Origin of the sequence: Paenibacillus sp. ATY16 (assembly GCF_003399985.2) — a bacterium.
Taxonomy (GTDB): domain Bacteria; phylum Bacillota; class Bacilli; order Paenibacillales; family Paenibacillaceae; genus Pristimantibacillus; species Pristimantibacillus glycanilyticus.
This window is the reverse complement of record NZ_NMOK02000040.1, coordinates 43,241-60,061: the sequence shown is the minus strand read 5'-3', so window position 1 is coordinate 60,061 and position 16,821 is coordinate 43,241. Positions and strand designations below refer to the sequence as shown.

The following is a 16,821-nucleotide window of genomic DNA, read 5'->3' as shown; positions in this document are numbered from 1 at the left end:
ATCTATATGGCGCGGAAATAAGGCGCATGACTATCAATTTGTCCGTCTGCCCAGCTTGTCAAGAAGATTCGCAAGCCATTCGGGCTCCGCTGCGGCCGCTTCTACGAAATCACCCGTCCATGGATGAGGAAAAAGCAGCCGTTCGCCATGGAGCGCCTGATGCTGCAGCAGTCTCGTATCTCCGCCGTACAGCTTGTCGCCAAGCAAGGGATGGCCAAGATGGCTCATATGCACGCGAATTTGATGGGTTCTGCCGGTTTCCAGACGCAAACGGACAAGAGTAGCATCCGAAAAAGCGCGAATGGTTTCATAGTGGGTAATAGCCGGATCGCCGCCGGGCGTTACGCGTCGCCTTGAAGAATGATGACGGTCTTTGCCGATCGGAGCATTAATCGTGCCGGACGGCTTTTTCACCTTTCCTTGGACGACGGCAAGATAACGCCGATCAATCCGTTTCTCGCGCATGGCTTCATCCAGCACCCATTGGGCTAGATCATTCTTCGAATACAGCACCGGACCGGATGTATCGTCATCCAGACGATGAATATGCCGGACGGGAAGCGGATCCCCTTGCTCCAGCAGCCATCGCGCCACCGCTTCATCCAGTGTACCGGTCTGACCGGCATGGGATTCGTGAACCGGCATACCCGCTGGCTTGTTAAGGACAAGGCAGAAGTCATCCTCATAGAGGACCTCCGCTGCCTGTGTTAGAGAGGAATAGCCGCCGCTCTTTGCTTTGCGGTATAACGGATCCGAGACGGGGTCTATCGGCGGGAAAGCTAGGAGGCGAATCCTCTCTCCCTCCCAACCGATACCGCCAACCGAGAACAGACGGTTAATCCATTTTGCCGGAAATAAAGAACAGGCCAGCAGCCATTGCCGCACAAGATGCGGATGACTGCCGGCCTCCGGAATGGAAAGCTGCTCCGTTAGCTGCCCGGAAGCCGAATCCTTGCCTGTCGTCTGCCCGGCCAAATCCGCCGGCAGAAGCGAAAGCCATTGCCCCTCGCGTCGATAAGGACGTTTATGCATGGATATCAAACCTTCCCGTTCTACATTTTATAAGCTTGCAAGTGCCTGGTCATGGACGGCAATCGTTGCATCGATATCCTCGTCCGAATGGACGGCGGACACAAACATGCCTTCAAACTGCGAAGGAGCAATACTTACGCCCAGATCAAGCATCGCAGAGAAGTAAGCTTTGAATTGTTCAAGATTAGACGTCTTGGCGGTCTCGAAGTTAATGACATGCGTATCGGTGAAGAACGGACATACCATCGAACCAACCCGGTTAATCGTTGTTGCAATGCCATGCTTGGCGGCATTTTTCTCAAAGCCGAGCTGCAGACGGACGGCTTGACGCTCGAGCAGCTCGTAAGTTTCTTTCGTTAACAGCTTCAACGTTGTATAGCCGGCTGCCATTGCAAGCGGGTTGCCGGACAAGGTGCCGGCTTGATAGATCGGACCGCTTGGCGCGATCATTTCCATGATCTCGCGTTTGCCGCCGTAAGCGCCAACTGGCAGACCGCCGCCGATCACTTTGCCGAAGCAGGTCAAGTCCGGCGTAACGCCGTACAGACCTTGCGCGCAGCTGTAATTGACGCGGAAGCCGGTCATAACTTCGTCAAAGATGAGCAGGCTGCCGTATTGCTCCGTCAACTCGCGGAGCCCCTGCAGGAAGCCCGGCAGCGGCGGGACAACTCCCATATTGCCCGCTACGGGCTCGACGATAATGCAGGCGATCTCTTCGCCGAATTTTTCGAAGGCCAGCTTAGCCGATTCCAGATCGTTATATGGAACGGTTATCGTTTGTGAGGCCACGCCTTCGGGAACGCCGGGGCTGTCCGGAAGGCCAAGCGTGGCTACGCCTGAGCCGGCTTTGATAAGCAGGCTGTCGGCATGCCCGTGATAGGAGCCTTCAAATTTCAAAATTTTGCTGCGCTTCGTATAACCGCGCGCAAGACGCAGCGCACTCATCGTCGCCTCCGTACCGGAGTTAACCATACGGACGATATCAACGGATGGAACGCGTTCAACGACCAGCTCGGCCATCAGAGTTTCCAGCTCGGTTGGCGCGCCAAAGCTTGTTCCTTTTTCCGCGGTTTTCTTAATCGCTTCGATCACTTCGGGATGGGCATGCCCCATGATGAGCGGTCCCCAGGATCCCACATAATCAATGTAGCTGTTGCCATCGATATCATATACGCGGCTGCCTTTTCCGTGATCCATATAAACCGGGTTAAGACCTACGGATTTGAATGCGCGCACCGGGCTGTTCACGCCGCCGGGAAGCACCTGCTTCGCACGGGCGAAAGCCTCTCTCGAACGGTCATCGCGTCTATTGCCAATCGATCTGCTCATCCTTCGTTATTCTCCTCTCAGCCAGCGCGAAGCATCCTTCGCATGGTAAGTAATGATCAGATCCGCGCCGGCGCGCTTCATGCTGATCAGCTTCTCAAGCACAATCGCCTTTTCGTCAATCCAACCGTTTGCCGCAGCGGCTTTCACCATGGCATACTCACCGCTTACGTTGTAAGCAACGATCGGCAGATCAAAGCTGTCGCGAAGCTGGCGAACGATATCAAGGTAAGAAAGGGCAGGCTTGACCATGAGCATATCCGCGCCTTCGAACACGTCGGAATCCGCTTCGCGCAAAGCTTCGCGGGCATTAGCCGGGTCCATCTGATACGTCTTGCGGTCGCCGAACTGCGGCGCGGACTTCGCTGCATCCCGGAAAGGACCGTAGAAGGCGGAAGCATATTTAACCGAATACGACAAAATCGGAACATGGCTGAAGCCCGCTTCATCCAGTCCTTCGCGGATAGCCGATACAAAACCGTCCATCATGTTCGATGGAGCAATCACGTCCGCACCCGCTTCCGCCTGGGAAACGGCCGAGCGAACGAGCAGCGACAACGAAGGATCGTTATCCACAACCGCCGTTCCCGTAGCTTCATCCAAATGCACCATGCCGCAATGTCCGTGATCGGTAAACTGGCAGAGACAAGTATCCGCCATAACGATCAGCTCAGGCGCCCATTTCTTGATCAGGCGCGTAGCTTCCTGAACGATTCCGTTCGGATCATAGGCCGAAGTACCTTCAGCATCCTTATGGTCAGGCAAACCAAAGAGCATAATCGCTTGAATGCCAAGAGAAGTAATCTCGCGGATCTCCGCTTCCAGAAGATCAAGGGAGAAGCGGTATACGCCGGGCATCGAGCTAATCTCTTCTTTGATGTTCGTCCCGTATTTCACGTAGATCGGATATATAAAATCATTCGCCGTCAGTACGGTCTCGCGTACGATATTGCGCATAGCGGCCGATTGACGCAATCTGCGGTGTCTCACAATGGGAAATGCCATTTCAAATTCCTCCTCTAATCCTGCTAGCGATGCGATGGGTATGCGATAATTGCCGGTAATTAAGACGGATCAGCCTTCAAACGTTTGGTGATTTGAAGCTGAACCAACGCTTCAACCAGTGCTTCGATTGTAGCATCCTCCGGTTCAATTGTAACGGAAAGTCCGGCTTCGGAGGCCGTCTTCGAAGTCACGGGGCCAATGCTGGCCACATCGATGCCGGTCAGCTGCGCGACCGGATCCTCGAATCCGTTCCTTCGAAGCACCTCAAGCAGATTCGTTACCGTCGAGGAGCTGGTGAATGTAATCGCGTGAATTTCCCGATTGCGGATCCATTCAAACGCCTGCTCATCCTGCGAATCCGCAATCACCGTCTCGTAAACATCCAACTCAATTGGGACAAGACCCTTAGCCTTCAACTCAAGCGGCAAAATCTCGCGCGCGAGATCGCCACGCGGGAGAAGAACCTTCTCTCCCGGCTTCAGCTGGCCTTCCAGCTGTTCGAGCAATCCTTCTGCCTGAAACTTGGCCGGCAGCTGATCCGCAATCAAGCCACGCTTGCGCAGAGCTTCCGCAGTCCGTGGACCAACCGCCGCAATACGGGCGGCATGGAAGCGCCGGATATCCACGTTAAAGCGATCCAGCCAGTTGAAGAAGTACTCCACGCCGTTCACGCTCGTAAACATGATCCAATTATACGACTCCGCATCCGCAAGAGCGATACGGATCGCTTCGGCAGCAGCCTCCTCCCGGGGCTCGCGCGTCTCAATTACCGGCAGTTCGCAAGGCTCGCCGCCAAGCTCTTCAATCCGGTCAGCCAAGTCGCTGGCCTGTGCCCTGGCCCGCGTGACAAGCACACGCACCCCAAAGAGCGGCTTTTGCTCGTACCATTTCAGCTTGTCCCGCTGGAGTACCACATCGCCGACAACAATAACCGCCGGCGGCTGGAAGTTCGCCTCTTTCACGATCCGTTCAATCGACTCCAGCGTGCCGACAATCGTCTGCTGCTCCACGCGGGTCCCCCAGCGGATAAGGGCAACCGGCGTTGTTCCCGGCTTGCCGTGGCGGATAAGCTGCTCGGCGATATAACCGATCTTGGCTACACCCATCAAGAAAATAAGGGTGCCCGTCGCATTGGTCACCTTGCCCCAATGGATGGAGCGGTCGAGTTTCTCCGGACTCTCATGCCCCGTAACAATGGACAAGGAAGAAGCTAGGTCCCGGTGAGTCACCGGAATACCGGCATAAGCGGGCACCGCGATTGCCGACGTAATGCCCGGAACAATCTCGAACGATACGCCATTCTCCTGCAGCAATTCCGCTTCCTCGCCGACACGGCCGAAGATCGTCGGATCCCCGCCTTTCAGCCTTGTGACCGTATGCCCTTCCAAAGCCAGATCGACAAGCAGCTGGTTAATCTCTTCCTGCTTCATCGTATGGCGGTCAGGAAGCTTGCCGACGTAAATTTTACGGGCACCTTCCTTCATATATCTAAGCAGCCTTGGGCTCGCCAGGCGGTCATAAACAACAACGTCGCTTCGCTTCAGACATTCCAGTCCGCGGACCGTAATAAGCTTTGGATCTCCCGGTCCGGCGCCAACGAGATAGACAACTCCTTTATTCATCGCGTTATCCCCCGAATTCCGCCAAAATGCGATCCGCGCCTCTTGCCTTCAATGCCTCCGCAACATCGCGGCCCAGCTGCTCCGGATCGGTTCCCTTCCGGATTTCCTTCAGCATCACTTCTCCGTCAGGAGAGCCAACCATGCCGGTCAGCTCAAGCTCGGCGTTGTCGAAGCTCTCTTCCCCGGACTTCTTGTGCACCACGGCAAAAGCGCCGATCGGAACCTGGCAGCCGCCGTTTAGCGCGCCCAGGAAGCTTCTCTCCGCGCGGACGGACAGCGAGGTTTCGGTATCATTCAGCAAATCGAGCAGCTCGCGCACCCCGGCATCCGCCGTACGGCACTCGATGCCAAGCGCTCCTTGTCCAACCGCCGGGATCGACAGATCAACGGGGATAAACGCCGAGATTCGGTCCTCCCAGCCCATGCGGGTAAGACCGGCCGCGGCCAGTACAACCGCGTCAAAGCCTTCCGTCTCCAGCTTCCGGATCCTCGAATCGATATTGCCGCGGATGGAATCAAGCTCAAGATCCGGGCGTATATTTTTAAGCTGGCTGGAGCGGCGCAGACTGCTTGTTCCGACACGCGCGCCGGCCGGCAGATCATCAAGCGAGCTCCCCTGCTTCATAATCAGGCAATCGCGGGGATCAACCCGTCTCGGAGTTGCGCCGTTCATCAGTCCTTCCGGCAGCTCATAAGGCATATCCTTCATGCTGTGGACAGCCATGTCGATCTCGCCGTCAAGAAGGGCCTGCTCGATCTCTTTTACAAACAAGCCCTTTCCGCCAACCTTGGACAACGTGACATCCAGAATGCGGTCACCCTTCGTCACAATTTTCCGAATTTCAAAATGGTAATCAAACCCGTGTTTCTCGCTGATTCGCTTCAACTCGTCAATGACTTGACCCGTCTGCGTCAACGCAAGCGCGCTCTGGCGTGTCCCTACCACGATTGTACGCGGTCCATTCTCATGAGCTCCCATTATTGTCTTCCTCCCGTCGTCAATCCAAGGGCCTCTTTGCCCGAAGTCGTTCTACCCAAGCTTTCGGCTCCATGTCCGCATGATCCCGGAGCGGCACCTCTTCGGCGGCAAGCCTTAGAAGCGTTTCCCTCTCGCCAGGCTCAGAGACATCAGCCTTCACGTAATCGCGCAGCCGCCTGAGCTGCTCCACGCTATATCCGTATTCTTCGCCGTATTGCCGTTCCAGCTCCCGCTTAATCCTTGCAGAGAGAGCCGGGCTTGCGCCAGTTGCGGAGACGGCAATCAACAGATCCCCGCGGCGTACTACCGAAGGATTCAGAAACCCTCTTCCTGCGTCCCCATCAACCGTGTTAACCAAAGCTCCGGCCCGCCTGCCATCGTCAGCGATCCGTCGGTTAAGACCGGAATCATCCGTAGCGGCAAACAGCAGGCGGGCATCAGTCGCATCTTCCGGCTCATAGGTCCGGCAATTCCACTGAAGAGATCCGCAGGCGACAAGCTCCTGCAGCCGGGCGGTAATCCGCGGACTGACAAGAATGACGGTATCCGCTCCCGCCTCCATGAGGCCTATCGCCTTGCGCTCGGCAATCCGTCCGCCGCCTATGATGACGCAACGTTCGCCGCGAAGCTGAAGCATTACCGGGTAATAGCCGTTCATGCGCATCCCCTCTTCTAGTGAAACGTCGACAAATAACTGGATAACAAATTAATAATCAACATAACGAATGCAATCAGATGAAGTCTTGCAAGCTGAGTGCCTGGACGTCTCAGCATCGCCCTTTGAATAATATAATTGACGTAAAAGATCAAAGTCGCAAACGAGGTTAGAACCTTCCAGTCAAGCAGCAGCTGCGGGCGTCCTTCCGCAAGCAGCACGGTAACGGCAACCGATAAGGACATCGCAAGCAGCGGCACTCCGATGATAATCGCCCTATCCGAGAAACGTTCAATCCTATCGAGACTTGGCAGCCTCCGCGTGAACGGAGTCCATCGTTTCCCTTTCAGCTGCTTGTGCAGGAACAGGTACATCCCCGCGAAGATGGATCCTATCGTCAGCGATGCGTATGCGCATAGCACCAAACTAATATGTACAAGGAGCAAGTCGCGCATCGCCTGCGAAACTCCAAACTGTTCATCCATTCCAGGCCGGCTGTACAAGTTAAGCGCCAGCACGGAGAAGCTGATGATGTTAACCAGAAAGACGAGAAACTCGATTTTGAAAAACTGGCTGATGACCAGGGATATCGTAACTAGCAGCCACGAAAAGCCTAGCCAATATTCAAAGGACGAAATTGCCGTTATCTCGAAATGGGTCACGAGCCGGCTCACCAGAATGACGGTTTGCAATATCCATACAAAAATAAGGAGCCCTGTTCCAATCCGCTTCGCTCTCCGGTTCGCATCCATGAAATCGGAGAAGTAAAACAGAAGGCTCAGGGCGTAAATATAAAGTATCGCGTCGTAAAGCCACTTTTGCGTAAAAAACATAAGCTTCCACCTTGCCGCCCTTCGCGATTATTCGGGTAGCGCGCTGTTATCGAAGGATGGACGCCAGTGCCGAAGCTGCCGGACGTGCAGGCATCGTTTTCTTTTTCGCCGCAGACGCCGTGTCTGCTTCAGCTTGTTTCGACTGGGCCAGCTCATCTTCAAGCGCAAACAACTTAACGAACATATCCATTGCTTCCTCGGAATGTTTCTCTCCGGCCATTTCTTTAATCCGCAGGATCGGATCTTGCATCATCTGGTTCACAATGCTCTTCGTCAGCTTGCGGATTACCTTCAGTTCATGCTCGTCCAGATCCGGCAGCTTGTTCGTCAGGCTGTTAAGCGTCTCTTCATGAATGTGGGCAGCCTTTGTCTGGAGCGCACGGATTAAAGGAACAACGCCAAGCGTCTTGTACCATTGCTCGAACTGCTCCGATTCTTGTTCAATCATCGTTTCGATCTTCTCCGCTTCCTTCCGGCGCTGCTCGATATTGCTTGCTACAATACCTTCCAAATCGTCAATGTCGTACAGGAACACGTTCTCGACCGCGGCAATCGCCGGATCGAGATCGCGCGGAACGGCGATATCGATCATGAACAAAGGCTTCGACTTTCGGCGCTTCATCGCTTCGGCTACCGCTTGGCGTTCCAGTACATATCCATCCGCTCCCGTGGAGCTGATCACAATGTCCGCTTCATGAAGCTTGCTTGCCGCGTCTTCCATCGAGCAGGCAATCCCGTTAAACTTCTCCGCCAGCTGGGCTGCTCTTTCATACGTACGGTTCACCACAATAACGCGGTCAGCGCCATTCGCATACAAATGCTTCGCCGTAAGCTCGCCAGTCTCGCCGGCGCCGATGACCATAACCGTCTTCTTGCTGAACTGGCCAAAAATCCGCTTGCCAAGCTCAACGGCCGCATAGCTGACCGATACCGCCGATTCTCCAATCGTTGTCTCCGAATGAGCACGCTTGGCCATCGTAACCGCTTGTTTAAACAGCATGTTGAACAGGGTTCCTGTCATCTTCTGCTGCTGCGCAAGCGCAAAAGCATCTTTTACTTGTCCCAGAATTTGCGTCTCGCCGATCACCATCGAATCAAGCCCGCTTGTTACCCGGAATAGATGCTCGATAGCCTTGTCATCCTCATGCATATATAAATGGTTAGTGAACTGCTCTCTAGGCAGCTTGAACCACTGCTCCATAAAGCTGCGGATATAATGCCCGCACAGATGGTGCCTGTCCACTACCGCATACAGCTCGGTACGATTGCAGGTCGCAACAATGACACATTCCATAATGCTGCTCGTGTTCATCAGCTGTTTCAATGCTTCCGGCAATTCTTTCTCGGCAATCGCAAACCGTTCTCTTACTTCAACGGGAGCGGTCCGGTAGTTCAAGCCGACTACGATAATGTGCATGCGCGTTCACCTGCCTTTCTTCAAAATTAACTTTAGAATGATTATAACATAGTTCGACAAGCCGTACGGCTTCATATTGGCTTCATTTATGAATAATGTTTGAAAACCCTCATTGCCATTATTCCCTGTTTCTACAAAGAAAATAACCATGGACCGAGGTCTATGGTTATCTCTATATCTTTTCAATTTAAAAGCTTAAACAAGCTCAACTTGTTGCATTTTTGGTTCTTCTACTTTCAACTCGCCCATGCCGCGAACAAGCTTCTTAGCATGAGTAGTCGTTGGCTTCAGTACAGCGATCATGTAGTCAATCGCAAGCTGTGGATCCACAGTTTCACCGCATGTGTAGCAGTCGAGAGCGGCGAATCCTTTCTCAGGATACGTATGAATCGAGAGATGACTCTCCGACAGCAATACAAGTACTGTTGCTCCTTGAGGCTCAAATTGTTTCGATTGCACCGATAATACGGTAGCGCCGCATGCTTCAGCAGCCTCCACCATTTGGGCTTGCAAAAATTCAGCGTTGTTCAGCAGATCAAAGTCTACTCCCCAAGTATCAACAGCAACGTGTCTTCCGAAAGTTGAATATTCCATCTTCCGGTTCCCCCTTCCTAGGAATAAAATGTTTAAAAAAATTTCATCCGCTAGGACCTACGTCATTCACTTCCCGAGGGAATAATCTCTCGCAACATAACCATGTCCTGAGTGAATCCTGGTTCCTATTTTGTTTAGACCAATGTTTTCAACGAGATTAAAAATAACATCTATTGGGCAGAATTGCAACCCTTTTTTTCGGGAAGAAACGAAAACTTTTTTCCGCTTTAATCCCGTATACACAGTATGTAGGTGAGGCGGTTTCGGTACCTTGCGATGCGTCCATTCCGATATCATTTTTTTGTGAACAAAAGCAAAAAAAGAAGCCGCATTCGGCGGCTCCCAGGTTCAAGGCTTATCGGTTAAGCTTCAAATACAAACAACTTCTTGGTCAGCATCGCAAGTCTTTCGTCGATGCCGGCAATCTGCAGGCGGTCCTTCGTTTGATTGCGCAGGTCAAGCAACTCGTTAATCGCGTTGTTGACCAGCTCGATTTCACGTTCGATCAAGCGGCTCCGGAACACACGCTCCAACTGGCCGACCGTATCCTTGTATTCGAATACGACCCGTGTGCCCGACGATGTGCTTTCAACGATTTTGCGGACGCTGCCATTTGTATAATGGTAGATCATCGTATAATGGCTGTAGATACGATTAACAACTGCGTCTCCACGGAAAGCCGTTACGGCTTTGCGCATGGCGTTGGTCAGCTTGGGTTGAATCAGGCGGCAAGAGAGTTCACATACATAGTGGTCTTGCTGACGTTCAAACGTCAGTGTGACTTCTTCCTTCCCTGCTACGTCTTCGAGAACCAGCTCCTGGTTTCCGTTATCGAGGACCTTTACGTTCATGCATACCTGCTGGTCATCGAAAAACCGAATAAATTGCTTCATCTCATCGCTCGTCAATTGCAGTTTGGCACTTACATACTCTGTGGCTAGCCGCTGAGCCATAAAAATCTCCTCAATTCTTTAAACTTGCGCTTTTGTTCTTAATGCCTAAGTATATTATACGTGATCAGAGCTTTTTATTCCTGCCGTTCAGCCTCGATATTCTCGCATATTTCTGAAAAATCCCGTAGATTTCACGAGGAAAGCTGTATTTCTTGCTGTATCCTCTGCATTATAGAGGAAGTTATTGATCTATCTCCGTTATATGCCCAATCGCTCCGTTAATGACCTCCCACAGCTTCTCGCGGCCAAGCCCCGTCTCCGAAGAAAACATGACCAGCGAGTCGCGCGGATCCGCCTCAAGCGTCTCTTTGATAACCTTTACATGCTTGTCCCATTTGCCTTTCGGGATTTTGTCCGCTTTCGTGCAGACGATGCAGGTCGGCACGTTGTAATGCTTAAGCCAATGATACATGAGCACATCGTCCTTTGACGGAGCATGGCGCATATCGATAACGAGAAGCTGCAGCTTCAGTTCCTTGCGGTCGCGAATATAAGTCTCGATCATTTGCCCGAACAGCTCTCGCTGCGTTTTTGATACTTTCGCATAGCCATAGCCGGGAAAATCGACGAAATAGACCATGTCATTCACGCGATAATAGTTAAGCTGCTGCGTCTTGCCGGGCTGCGAGCTTGTTCTCGCCAGGTTTTTACGCAAGATCAATTTGTTAATGAGCGACGATTTGCCGACATTGGAACGCCCTGCCAGAGCAATCTCTGGCAAGGCGTCAACTGGATATTGCGAAGGTCTTACTGCACTTATGATAAATTCTGATTGGGTAATTTTCATCCGATTACTGTTCCTGCTTTCTCTTCGGTGTTAACCGGCAGCAGCGCATGCTGCAGAACTTCGTCCATATGGCTGACAGGAACAAAAGTCATTTCACTGCGTACGCTGTCCGGAATATCGCTTAAATCGCGTTCATTATCCTTCGGCAGAAGCACCTTTCGGATGCCTGCCCGGTGAGCGGCGAGCGATTTTTCCTTCAAGCCGCCAATCGGAAGCACGCGGCCGCGCAGCGTAATCTCGCCGGTCATTGCGACTTCCTTCGATACATACCGGTTCGTCAGGGCGGAGATCAAAGCGGTTGCCATCGTTATGCCGGCAGATGGTCCGTCTTTGGGAATCGCGCCTTCCGGAATATGAATATGGATATCCTTGTTCACATGGAATTCGGGATCGATACCAAGCTCAATGGCCTTGGAGCGCGTAAAACTGAATGCGGCCTGCGCCGATTCTTTCATCACGTCGCCAAGCTTGCCGGTCAAGGTAAGCTTGCCGCTGCCCGGCATAACCGTTACCTCGATCACCAGCGTATCTCCGCCAACCTCGGTCCAAGCGAGGCCTGTTACGGCACCAATCTGGTTCTCGACCTCGGCCGTGCCATGGCGGAACTTCGCAGGTCCAAGCCATTCCTTCAGCAGCTCCGGCGTTACCGTCAATGTCACTGCCGAAACCACCGCTTGGTCTTGCTTAGCCTCGGCTTCTTCCGCAACATCGTCTGCGCCGAAAGCAGCCTCCAGCGTATTCAGCTCGGGAGCTTCATAAGGCTGACCGGCCAAATCGCCTTCGCCCCTCTCCTTGCTGCCTGCCCGGGACTTGGAGCCCTCCGATACAATATGCTTCGCGGCCTTCCGGCTCAAAGCGGCGATCTGCTGCTCCAAATTCCGTACGCCGGATTCACGCGTATATTCGCGGATCAGCTGCAAGACCACTTCATCCTCAACGACAAGCTGATCTTCCGACAGTCCATGCTCCCTGCGCTGCTTCGGCAAAAGATAACGTTCCGCGATCTGCTGCTTCTCCAGCTCCGTATAACCCGGAATGTAAAGCACTTCCATCCGGTCGAGCAGCGGACGCGGAATGTTGTGCAGCGAATTGGCCGTCGTGACAAACATCACGTTAGATAAATCAAACGGCACTTCGATGAAATGGTCGCTGAACGTATTATTCTGCTCCGGATCAAGCACCTCAAGCAGCGCGGATGAAGGGTCTCCGCGGAAATCGCTTGCCATCTTGTCGATCTCGTCAAGCAGAAAGACCGGATTATAGGATCCCGCCGTCTTCATCCCTTGAATAATCCGTCCGGGCATAGCGCCTACATACGTACGGCGGTGACCGCGGATTTCCGCTTCGTCGCGAACGCCGCCCAGCGAGATTCGAACGAATTTGCGGTCAAGCGATTTGGCGATCGAACGGGCAAGAGAGGTTTTGCCGACACCCGGAGGCCCTACGAGGCAAAGGATCGGCCCTTTCATCTTCTTCACCAGTTGCTGGACCGCCAAATATTCAAGCACGCGCTCCTTCGGCTTCTCCAGGCCGTAGTGATCGTTGTTCAGGATCTCTTCGGCCTTGCTTAGGGATAAGTCGTCTTCCGTATGCTTGCTCCAAGGCAATGCTAATAACCAATCGATATAATTGCGGATAACGCCGCCCTCGGCGGACGTTGCGGGCATTTTTTCCAGACGATCGATTTCCTTCTCGACTTTCTCCCGCACATTGTCGGGAACTCCCGCTTCAGTTAGTTGATTGCGTAGCTCCTCGACCTCGCCGGCGCGCCCTTCCTTCTCGCCAAGCTCCTTCTGGATCGCTTTCATCTGCTCGCGCAAATAATATTCCTTCTGCGTCTTCTCCATCTGCTTTTTGACGCGCTGGTTGATTTTGCGTTCGAGCTCAAGCACCTCGCGCTCGTTGTTCAGGATATCAAGCAAACGCTCAAGACGCTCCCGAACATCGATGGTCTCGAGAATATCCTGCTTATCCTTGATCTTCAGCGACAAATGGCTTGTAATGACATCGGCCAGCCTGCCCGGCTCATCGATATCCGATACCGCCGCAAGCGTCTCCGGCGTAACCTTCTTCGATAGCGAAATATAATGCTCGAACTGGCTGAGTACCGACCGCATAAGCGCATCCACTTCGGGATCGTCAGTCTCCGGCTCAGGAAGCTCGAGCACCGTTACTTCGTAAAACTGTTCATTTGGCACGTAATCCACTACCTCGGCTCTTACAACGCCTTCAACAAGCACGCGGATTGTACCGTTGGGCAGCTTCAGCATCTGTCTGACCTTCGCAATGGTGCCGACGCGGTAAATATCGTCTTCTGTAGGCTCTTCGATATTGACTTCGGATTGCGAGCACAGAAGAATCATATGATCGTCGATCATGCATTTCTCCAGCGCCCGCACCGATTTGTCCCTTCCCACATCAAGGTGGAGCACCATGCTGGGATATACAAGCAGCCCCCTTAAAGGAAGCAGGGGAAGCCGACGGCCTTTTGTTTTTCCGGATCCCACACCAGCACCTCCAATTGTTTCGAATACCCTATTTTATCATTCCACGGAATCCGCCTGCAAATAGGGAACCCCTGAAGCGATAAAAAGATCGGAACCGACATGGTTTTCAACCTCTGCGACAACGGTTTCGCCAATTGGGAAGACATATCTGAACACCTCGTCAACCCGGTCTACCGGAATGACCTTCAGCCCTTCCAAACCTGCAAAAATCGCCTGCCAGTTCTCGCGCGGTATAATAACCGTCTCCGCCCCAGCCTGGAACGCCGCTTCTACCTTCGCCAGCACGCCGCCTACCGGCTTCACGTTGCCGTGTATGCCAACCTCGCCGGTCATCGCCAGCTTATTGTCAATCGGCACCTCTTTGATCGCCGAGGCAATTGCCGTTGCCATGGCAACACCGGCGGATGGCCCGTCGATTGGCGTGCCGCCAGGGAAGTTGATATGCAGGTCAAAGTCCTGCGGGTTCAGTCCGTAACGGCGGAGCATCGTCAGCACGTTTTCAACCGAGCCCTTCGCCATGCTTTTCCGTCTAAGCGTCCGGGAACCGCCTCCCAGTTCTTCCTCGTCGACAACGCCGGTAATCGTATATTGACCTTTGCCGGCAGCCGCAGGAATAGCGCTGACTTCGATTTCAAGCAATGTTCCCATATTAGGACCATACACCGCTAAGCCGTTAACGAAACCGATCTGAGGCGCTTCCGGCACTTTTCGGTCCGGACGAGGCGGAATTTGGCTGCTGTTCACAACCCATTCCACATCCGCTGCCGTGATGGCATCCCGTTTCTCGGATAAGGCAATACCGGCTGCAAGCTGAATGACGTTAACCGCTTCGCGTCCGTTCGTCGCATATTTCTTCACGACGTCCACGGCATCCGGGCATGGACCAAAGCCGATTTTTTTAACGGCATTTTCGGCAATCGATGCAATCTCGCTTGCGAGCAGCGGACGGAAATAAATCTCCATGCAGCGCGAGCGGATAGCCGGAGGCAGATCCTGCGGCGAACGCGTTGTCGCGCCTACAAGACGGAAGTCGGCCGGCAGACCGTTCTGGAAAATATCGTGGATATAAACCGGAATATTCGCATCCTCCGAATTGTAATAAGCACTCTCCAGGAACACCTTGCGGTCTTCCAGTACTTTTAACAGCTTATTCATTTGAATGGGATGCAATTCACCGATTTCGTCGATAAACAGGATCCCGCCATGCGCCTTCGTCACCGCACCCGGCTTCGGCTGCGGAATGCCGGCCACGCCCATCGCCCCGGCTCCTTGATAAATCGGGTCATGAACGGAGCCGATCAGCGGATCGGCAATACCGCGCTCATCGAACCGGGCCGTTGTGGCGTCAATCTCGGTAAACTTTGCTTCATTCAGAAACGGCGAGGAAGGATTCTTTTTCGCTTCCTCCAGTACAACGCGGGCAGCCGCCGTCTTTCCGACTCCCGGCGGTCCGTAAATAATGACATGCTGCGGATTGGCGCTGCAAAGCGCCGCCTTAAGCGCGCGCAGACCGTCTGTCTGCCCGACGATATCCTGCATTGCCTGCGGCCGTGTTTTCTCCGCAAGCGGCTTGGTCAGCGAGATGGAGCGCAGCTTGCGCAGCTTATCCATCTCCTTGCGCGACTCCCGATCGACCGCGGAGCGGTTCGTCTTCTGATTGCGCAGCAAATTCCAGAAATATAAACCAATCACCACAGCAAAAAAAACTTGGATCAGCATCAAAACCATACTTAAACTCATTAACATCTTCTCCTCTCAAAGCGAACTATTCCGGCAAAAGAGTACGTAATTGGTAGTATTGCCCCTTGCTGCAGGGAATAATCGCTTCCGGAAGAAAAAAGAGGCATTCCTCCGCAACCGTCGAATGGGGTTGCTTCCGAATGCCTCTTTTATCAGATGGCAGAGAGTTCGTTATGCATGCGCATGATTTTTGCGTCCCGGAATTTCGCCAGTCGCTTCGAATACGCGTACGATCTCGTCGATTTCTTTCTTAAGCTCGTTAAGAAGCTCTGCTTCCGGCACTTTGCGGATCATTTCTCCGTAACGGAACAACATGCCTTCGCCTCGTGCACCGGCAATGCCGATATCCGCCTCGCGAGCTTCGCCCGGGCCGTTAACCGCGCAACCAAGAACGGATACCTTGATTGGCACCTTCACCTTGGAGATATACTCTTCCACTTCGTTGGCGATCGAGAAGAGATCGATATCGAGGCGTCCGCAAGTCGGACAGGAAATAAGGGTTGCCGCGTTCGTAATCAGACCAAAGGTCTTGAGCAGCTCGCGGGCAACTTTCACCTCTTCCACCGGATCCGCGCTCAAGCTAATGCGAACCGTATTGCCGATCCCCATCGCGAGCAATGCGCCAATGCCAGCAGAGCTCTTGATGGTACCGGAATGAAGCGTACCGGCTTCGGTAATGCCAAGATGCAGCGGATACTTGATTTTCTCCGCAGCCATGCTGTAAGCCGCAATCGCCATCGGTACGTCGGACGCCTTCAGCGATACGATAATATCATGGAAATCCAGCTCCTCCAGAATGCCGATATGGAAGAGCGCGCTCTCCACCATCGCCTCCGGCGTAGGGTAGCCGTATTTCTCTAGCAAATGGTTCTCAAGCGAGCCGGCATTAACGCCGATTCGGATCGGAATGCCCCGTTCCTTGCAGGCCTTCACGACAGCTTCAATCTTCTCGCGACGGCCGATGTTGCCCGGGTTGATCCGGACCTTATCAATGCCGTTCTCGATCGCCTGAAGGGCAAGACGGTAGTCGAAATGAATATCGGCAACAAGAGGAATATGAATCCGTTTTTTAATTTCCTTAATCGCATCGGCTGCTTCCTTATTGTTGACGGTAACCCGCACAATCTGGCAGCCCGCTTCTTCCAGACGCAGGATCTCGGCTACTGTAGCCTCTACATCAGCCGTTTTTGTTGTACACATACTCTGAATGATGACTTCATTGCTGCCGCCAATCGTCAGGTTGCCGACTTTGACCGGCACAGTATCCTTGCGCAAATACATAAAATGATCTCTCCCATGAACGTCAAAAGTCCACCCTTTGACGAGCGAAAAAATCCGCAGCCAAAGGGTGGAGGCAATGACGGTAATGAA

Annotated in this window: 14 protein-coding genes; all 14 read right to left on the bottom strand. The window is 53.2% G+C overall.

The features are described from left to right. Positions 1 to 33: 33 nt before the first annotated feature. The 14 genes from CFI03_RS23510 to ispG all read right to left on the bottom strand — a co-directional run bounded on the left by CFI03_RS23510 (position 34) and on the right by ispG (position 16,731). Positions 34 to 1,032, bottom strand: a complete 999-nt coding sequence (locus CFI03_RS23510) for an RluA family pseudouridine synthase (RefSeq protein ID WP_248760307.1) — start codon at positions 1,030 to 1,032, stop codon at positions 34 to 36. Between the two features lie 27 nt (positions 1,033 to 1,059). Continuing rightward, a complete protein-coding gene (gene hemL / locus CFI03_RS23505; protein WP_127494623.1) occupies positions 1,060 to 2,361 on the bottom strand; it encodes a glutamate-1-semialdehyde 2,1-aminomutase in 1,302 nt (433 codons plus the stop codon). Between the two features lie 6 nt (positions 2,362 to 2,367). Next, positions 2,368 to 3,363, bottom strand: coding sequence for a porphobilinogen synthase (hemB, locus tag CFI03_RS23500; protein ID WP_248760305.1), 996 nt, complete (start codon positions 3,361 to 3,363; stop codon positions 2,368 to 2,370). 59 nt (positions 3,364 to 3,422) lie between these two features. After that, the gene (cobA, locus tag CFI03_RS23495; RefSeq protein ID WP_248760303.1) at positions 3,423 to 4,985 is read right to left on the bottom strand and encodes a uroporphyrinogen-III C-methyltransferase; all 1,563 of its coding nucleotides are present in this window, start codon (positions 4,983 to 4,985) and stop codon (positions 3,423 to 3,425) included. 4 nt (positions 4,986 to 4,989) lie between these two features. Next, a complete protein-coding gene (gene hemC, locus CFI03_RS23490; RefSeq protein WP_248760301.1) occupies positions 4,990 to 5,964 on the bottom strand; it encodes a hydroxymethylbilane synthase in 975 nt (324 codons plus the stop codon). Positions 5,965 to 5,983: 19 nt separating this feature from the next. Continuing rightward, complete coding sequence (locus tag CFI03_RS23485; RefSeq protein ID WP_248760299.1) at positions 5,984 to 6,622, bottom strand: precorrin-2 dehydrogenase/sirohydrochlorin ferrochelatase family protein; 639 nt, start codon at positions 6,620 to 6,622, stop codon at positions 5,984 to 5,986. 14 nt (positions 6,623 to 6,636) lie between these two features. After that, positions 6,637 to 7,452, bottom strand: a complete 816-nt coding sequence (ccsA, locus tag CFI03_RS23480) for a cytochrome c biogenesis protein CcsA (protein WP_015846000.1) — start codon at positions 7,450 to 7,452, stop codon at positions 6,637 to 6,639. Positions 7,453 to 7,498: 46 nt separating this feature from the next. After that, positions 7,499 to 8,869, bottom strand: a complete 1,371-nt coding sequence (gene hemA / locus CFI03_RS23475) for a glutamyl-tRNA reductase (RefSeq protein ID WP_248760297.1) — start codon at positions 8,867 to 8,869, stop codon at positions 7,499 to 7,501. Positions 8,870 to 9,064: 195 nt separating this feature from the next. Continuing rightward, complete coding sequence (gene speD, locus CFI03_RS23470) at positions 9,065 to 9,463, bottom strand: adenosylmethionine decarboxylase (protein ID WP_015846002.1); 399 nt, start codon at positions 9,461 to 9,463, stop codon at positions 9,065 to 9,067. A gap of 362 nt (positions 9,464 to 9,825) precedes the next feature. Next, entirely contained in the window at positions 9,826 to 10,416 is a 591-nt protein-coding gene (locus tag CFI03_RS23465) for a non-ribosomal peptide synthetase module (protein ID WP_127494635.1), read from the bottom strand. Between the two features lie 181 nt (positions 10,417 to 10,597). Beyond that, a complete protein-coding gene (gene yihA / locus CFI03_RS23460) occupies positions 10,598 to 11,203 on the bottom strand; it encodes a ribosome biogenesis GTP-binding protein YihA/YsxC (protein ID WP_015846005.1) in 606 nt (201 codons plus the stop codon). After that, positions 11,200 to 13,710 carry an endopeptidase La gene (lon, locus tag CFI03_RS23455; RefSeq protein WP_248760295.1) on the bottom strand — a complete coding sequence of 837 codons (2,511 nt, stop codon included), beginning with the start codon at positions 13,708 to 13,710 and terminating at the stop codon, positions 11,200 to 11,202. The genes yihA and lon overlap by 4 nt, the downstream gene beginning before the upstream one ends. A 36-nt stretch (positions 13,711 to 13,746) precedes the next feature. Further along, the gene (gene lonB / locus CFI03_RS23450) at positions 13,747 to 15,450 is read right to left on the bottom strand and encodes an ATP-dependent protease LonB (protein WP_127494639.1); all 1,704 of its coding nucleotides are present in this window, start codon (positions 15,448 to 15,450) and stop codon (positions 13,747 to 13,749) included. 171 nt (positions 15,451 to 15,621) lie between these two features. After that, positions 15,622 to 16,731 (bottom strand): flavodoxin-dependent (E)-4-hydroxy-3-methylbut-2-enyl-diphosphate synthase, encoded by a 1,110-nt coding sequence (gene ispG / locus CFI03_RS23445; protein ID WP_127494641.1) that lies wholly within the window; start codon positions 16,729 to 16,731, stop codon positions 15,622 to 15,624. Positions 16,732 to 16,821: the final 90 nt, after the last annotated feature.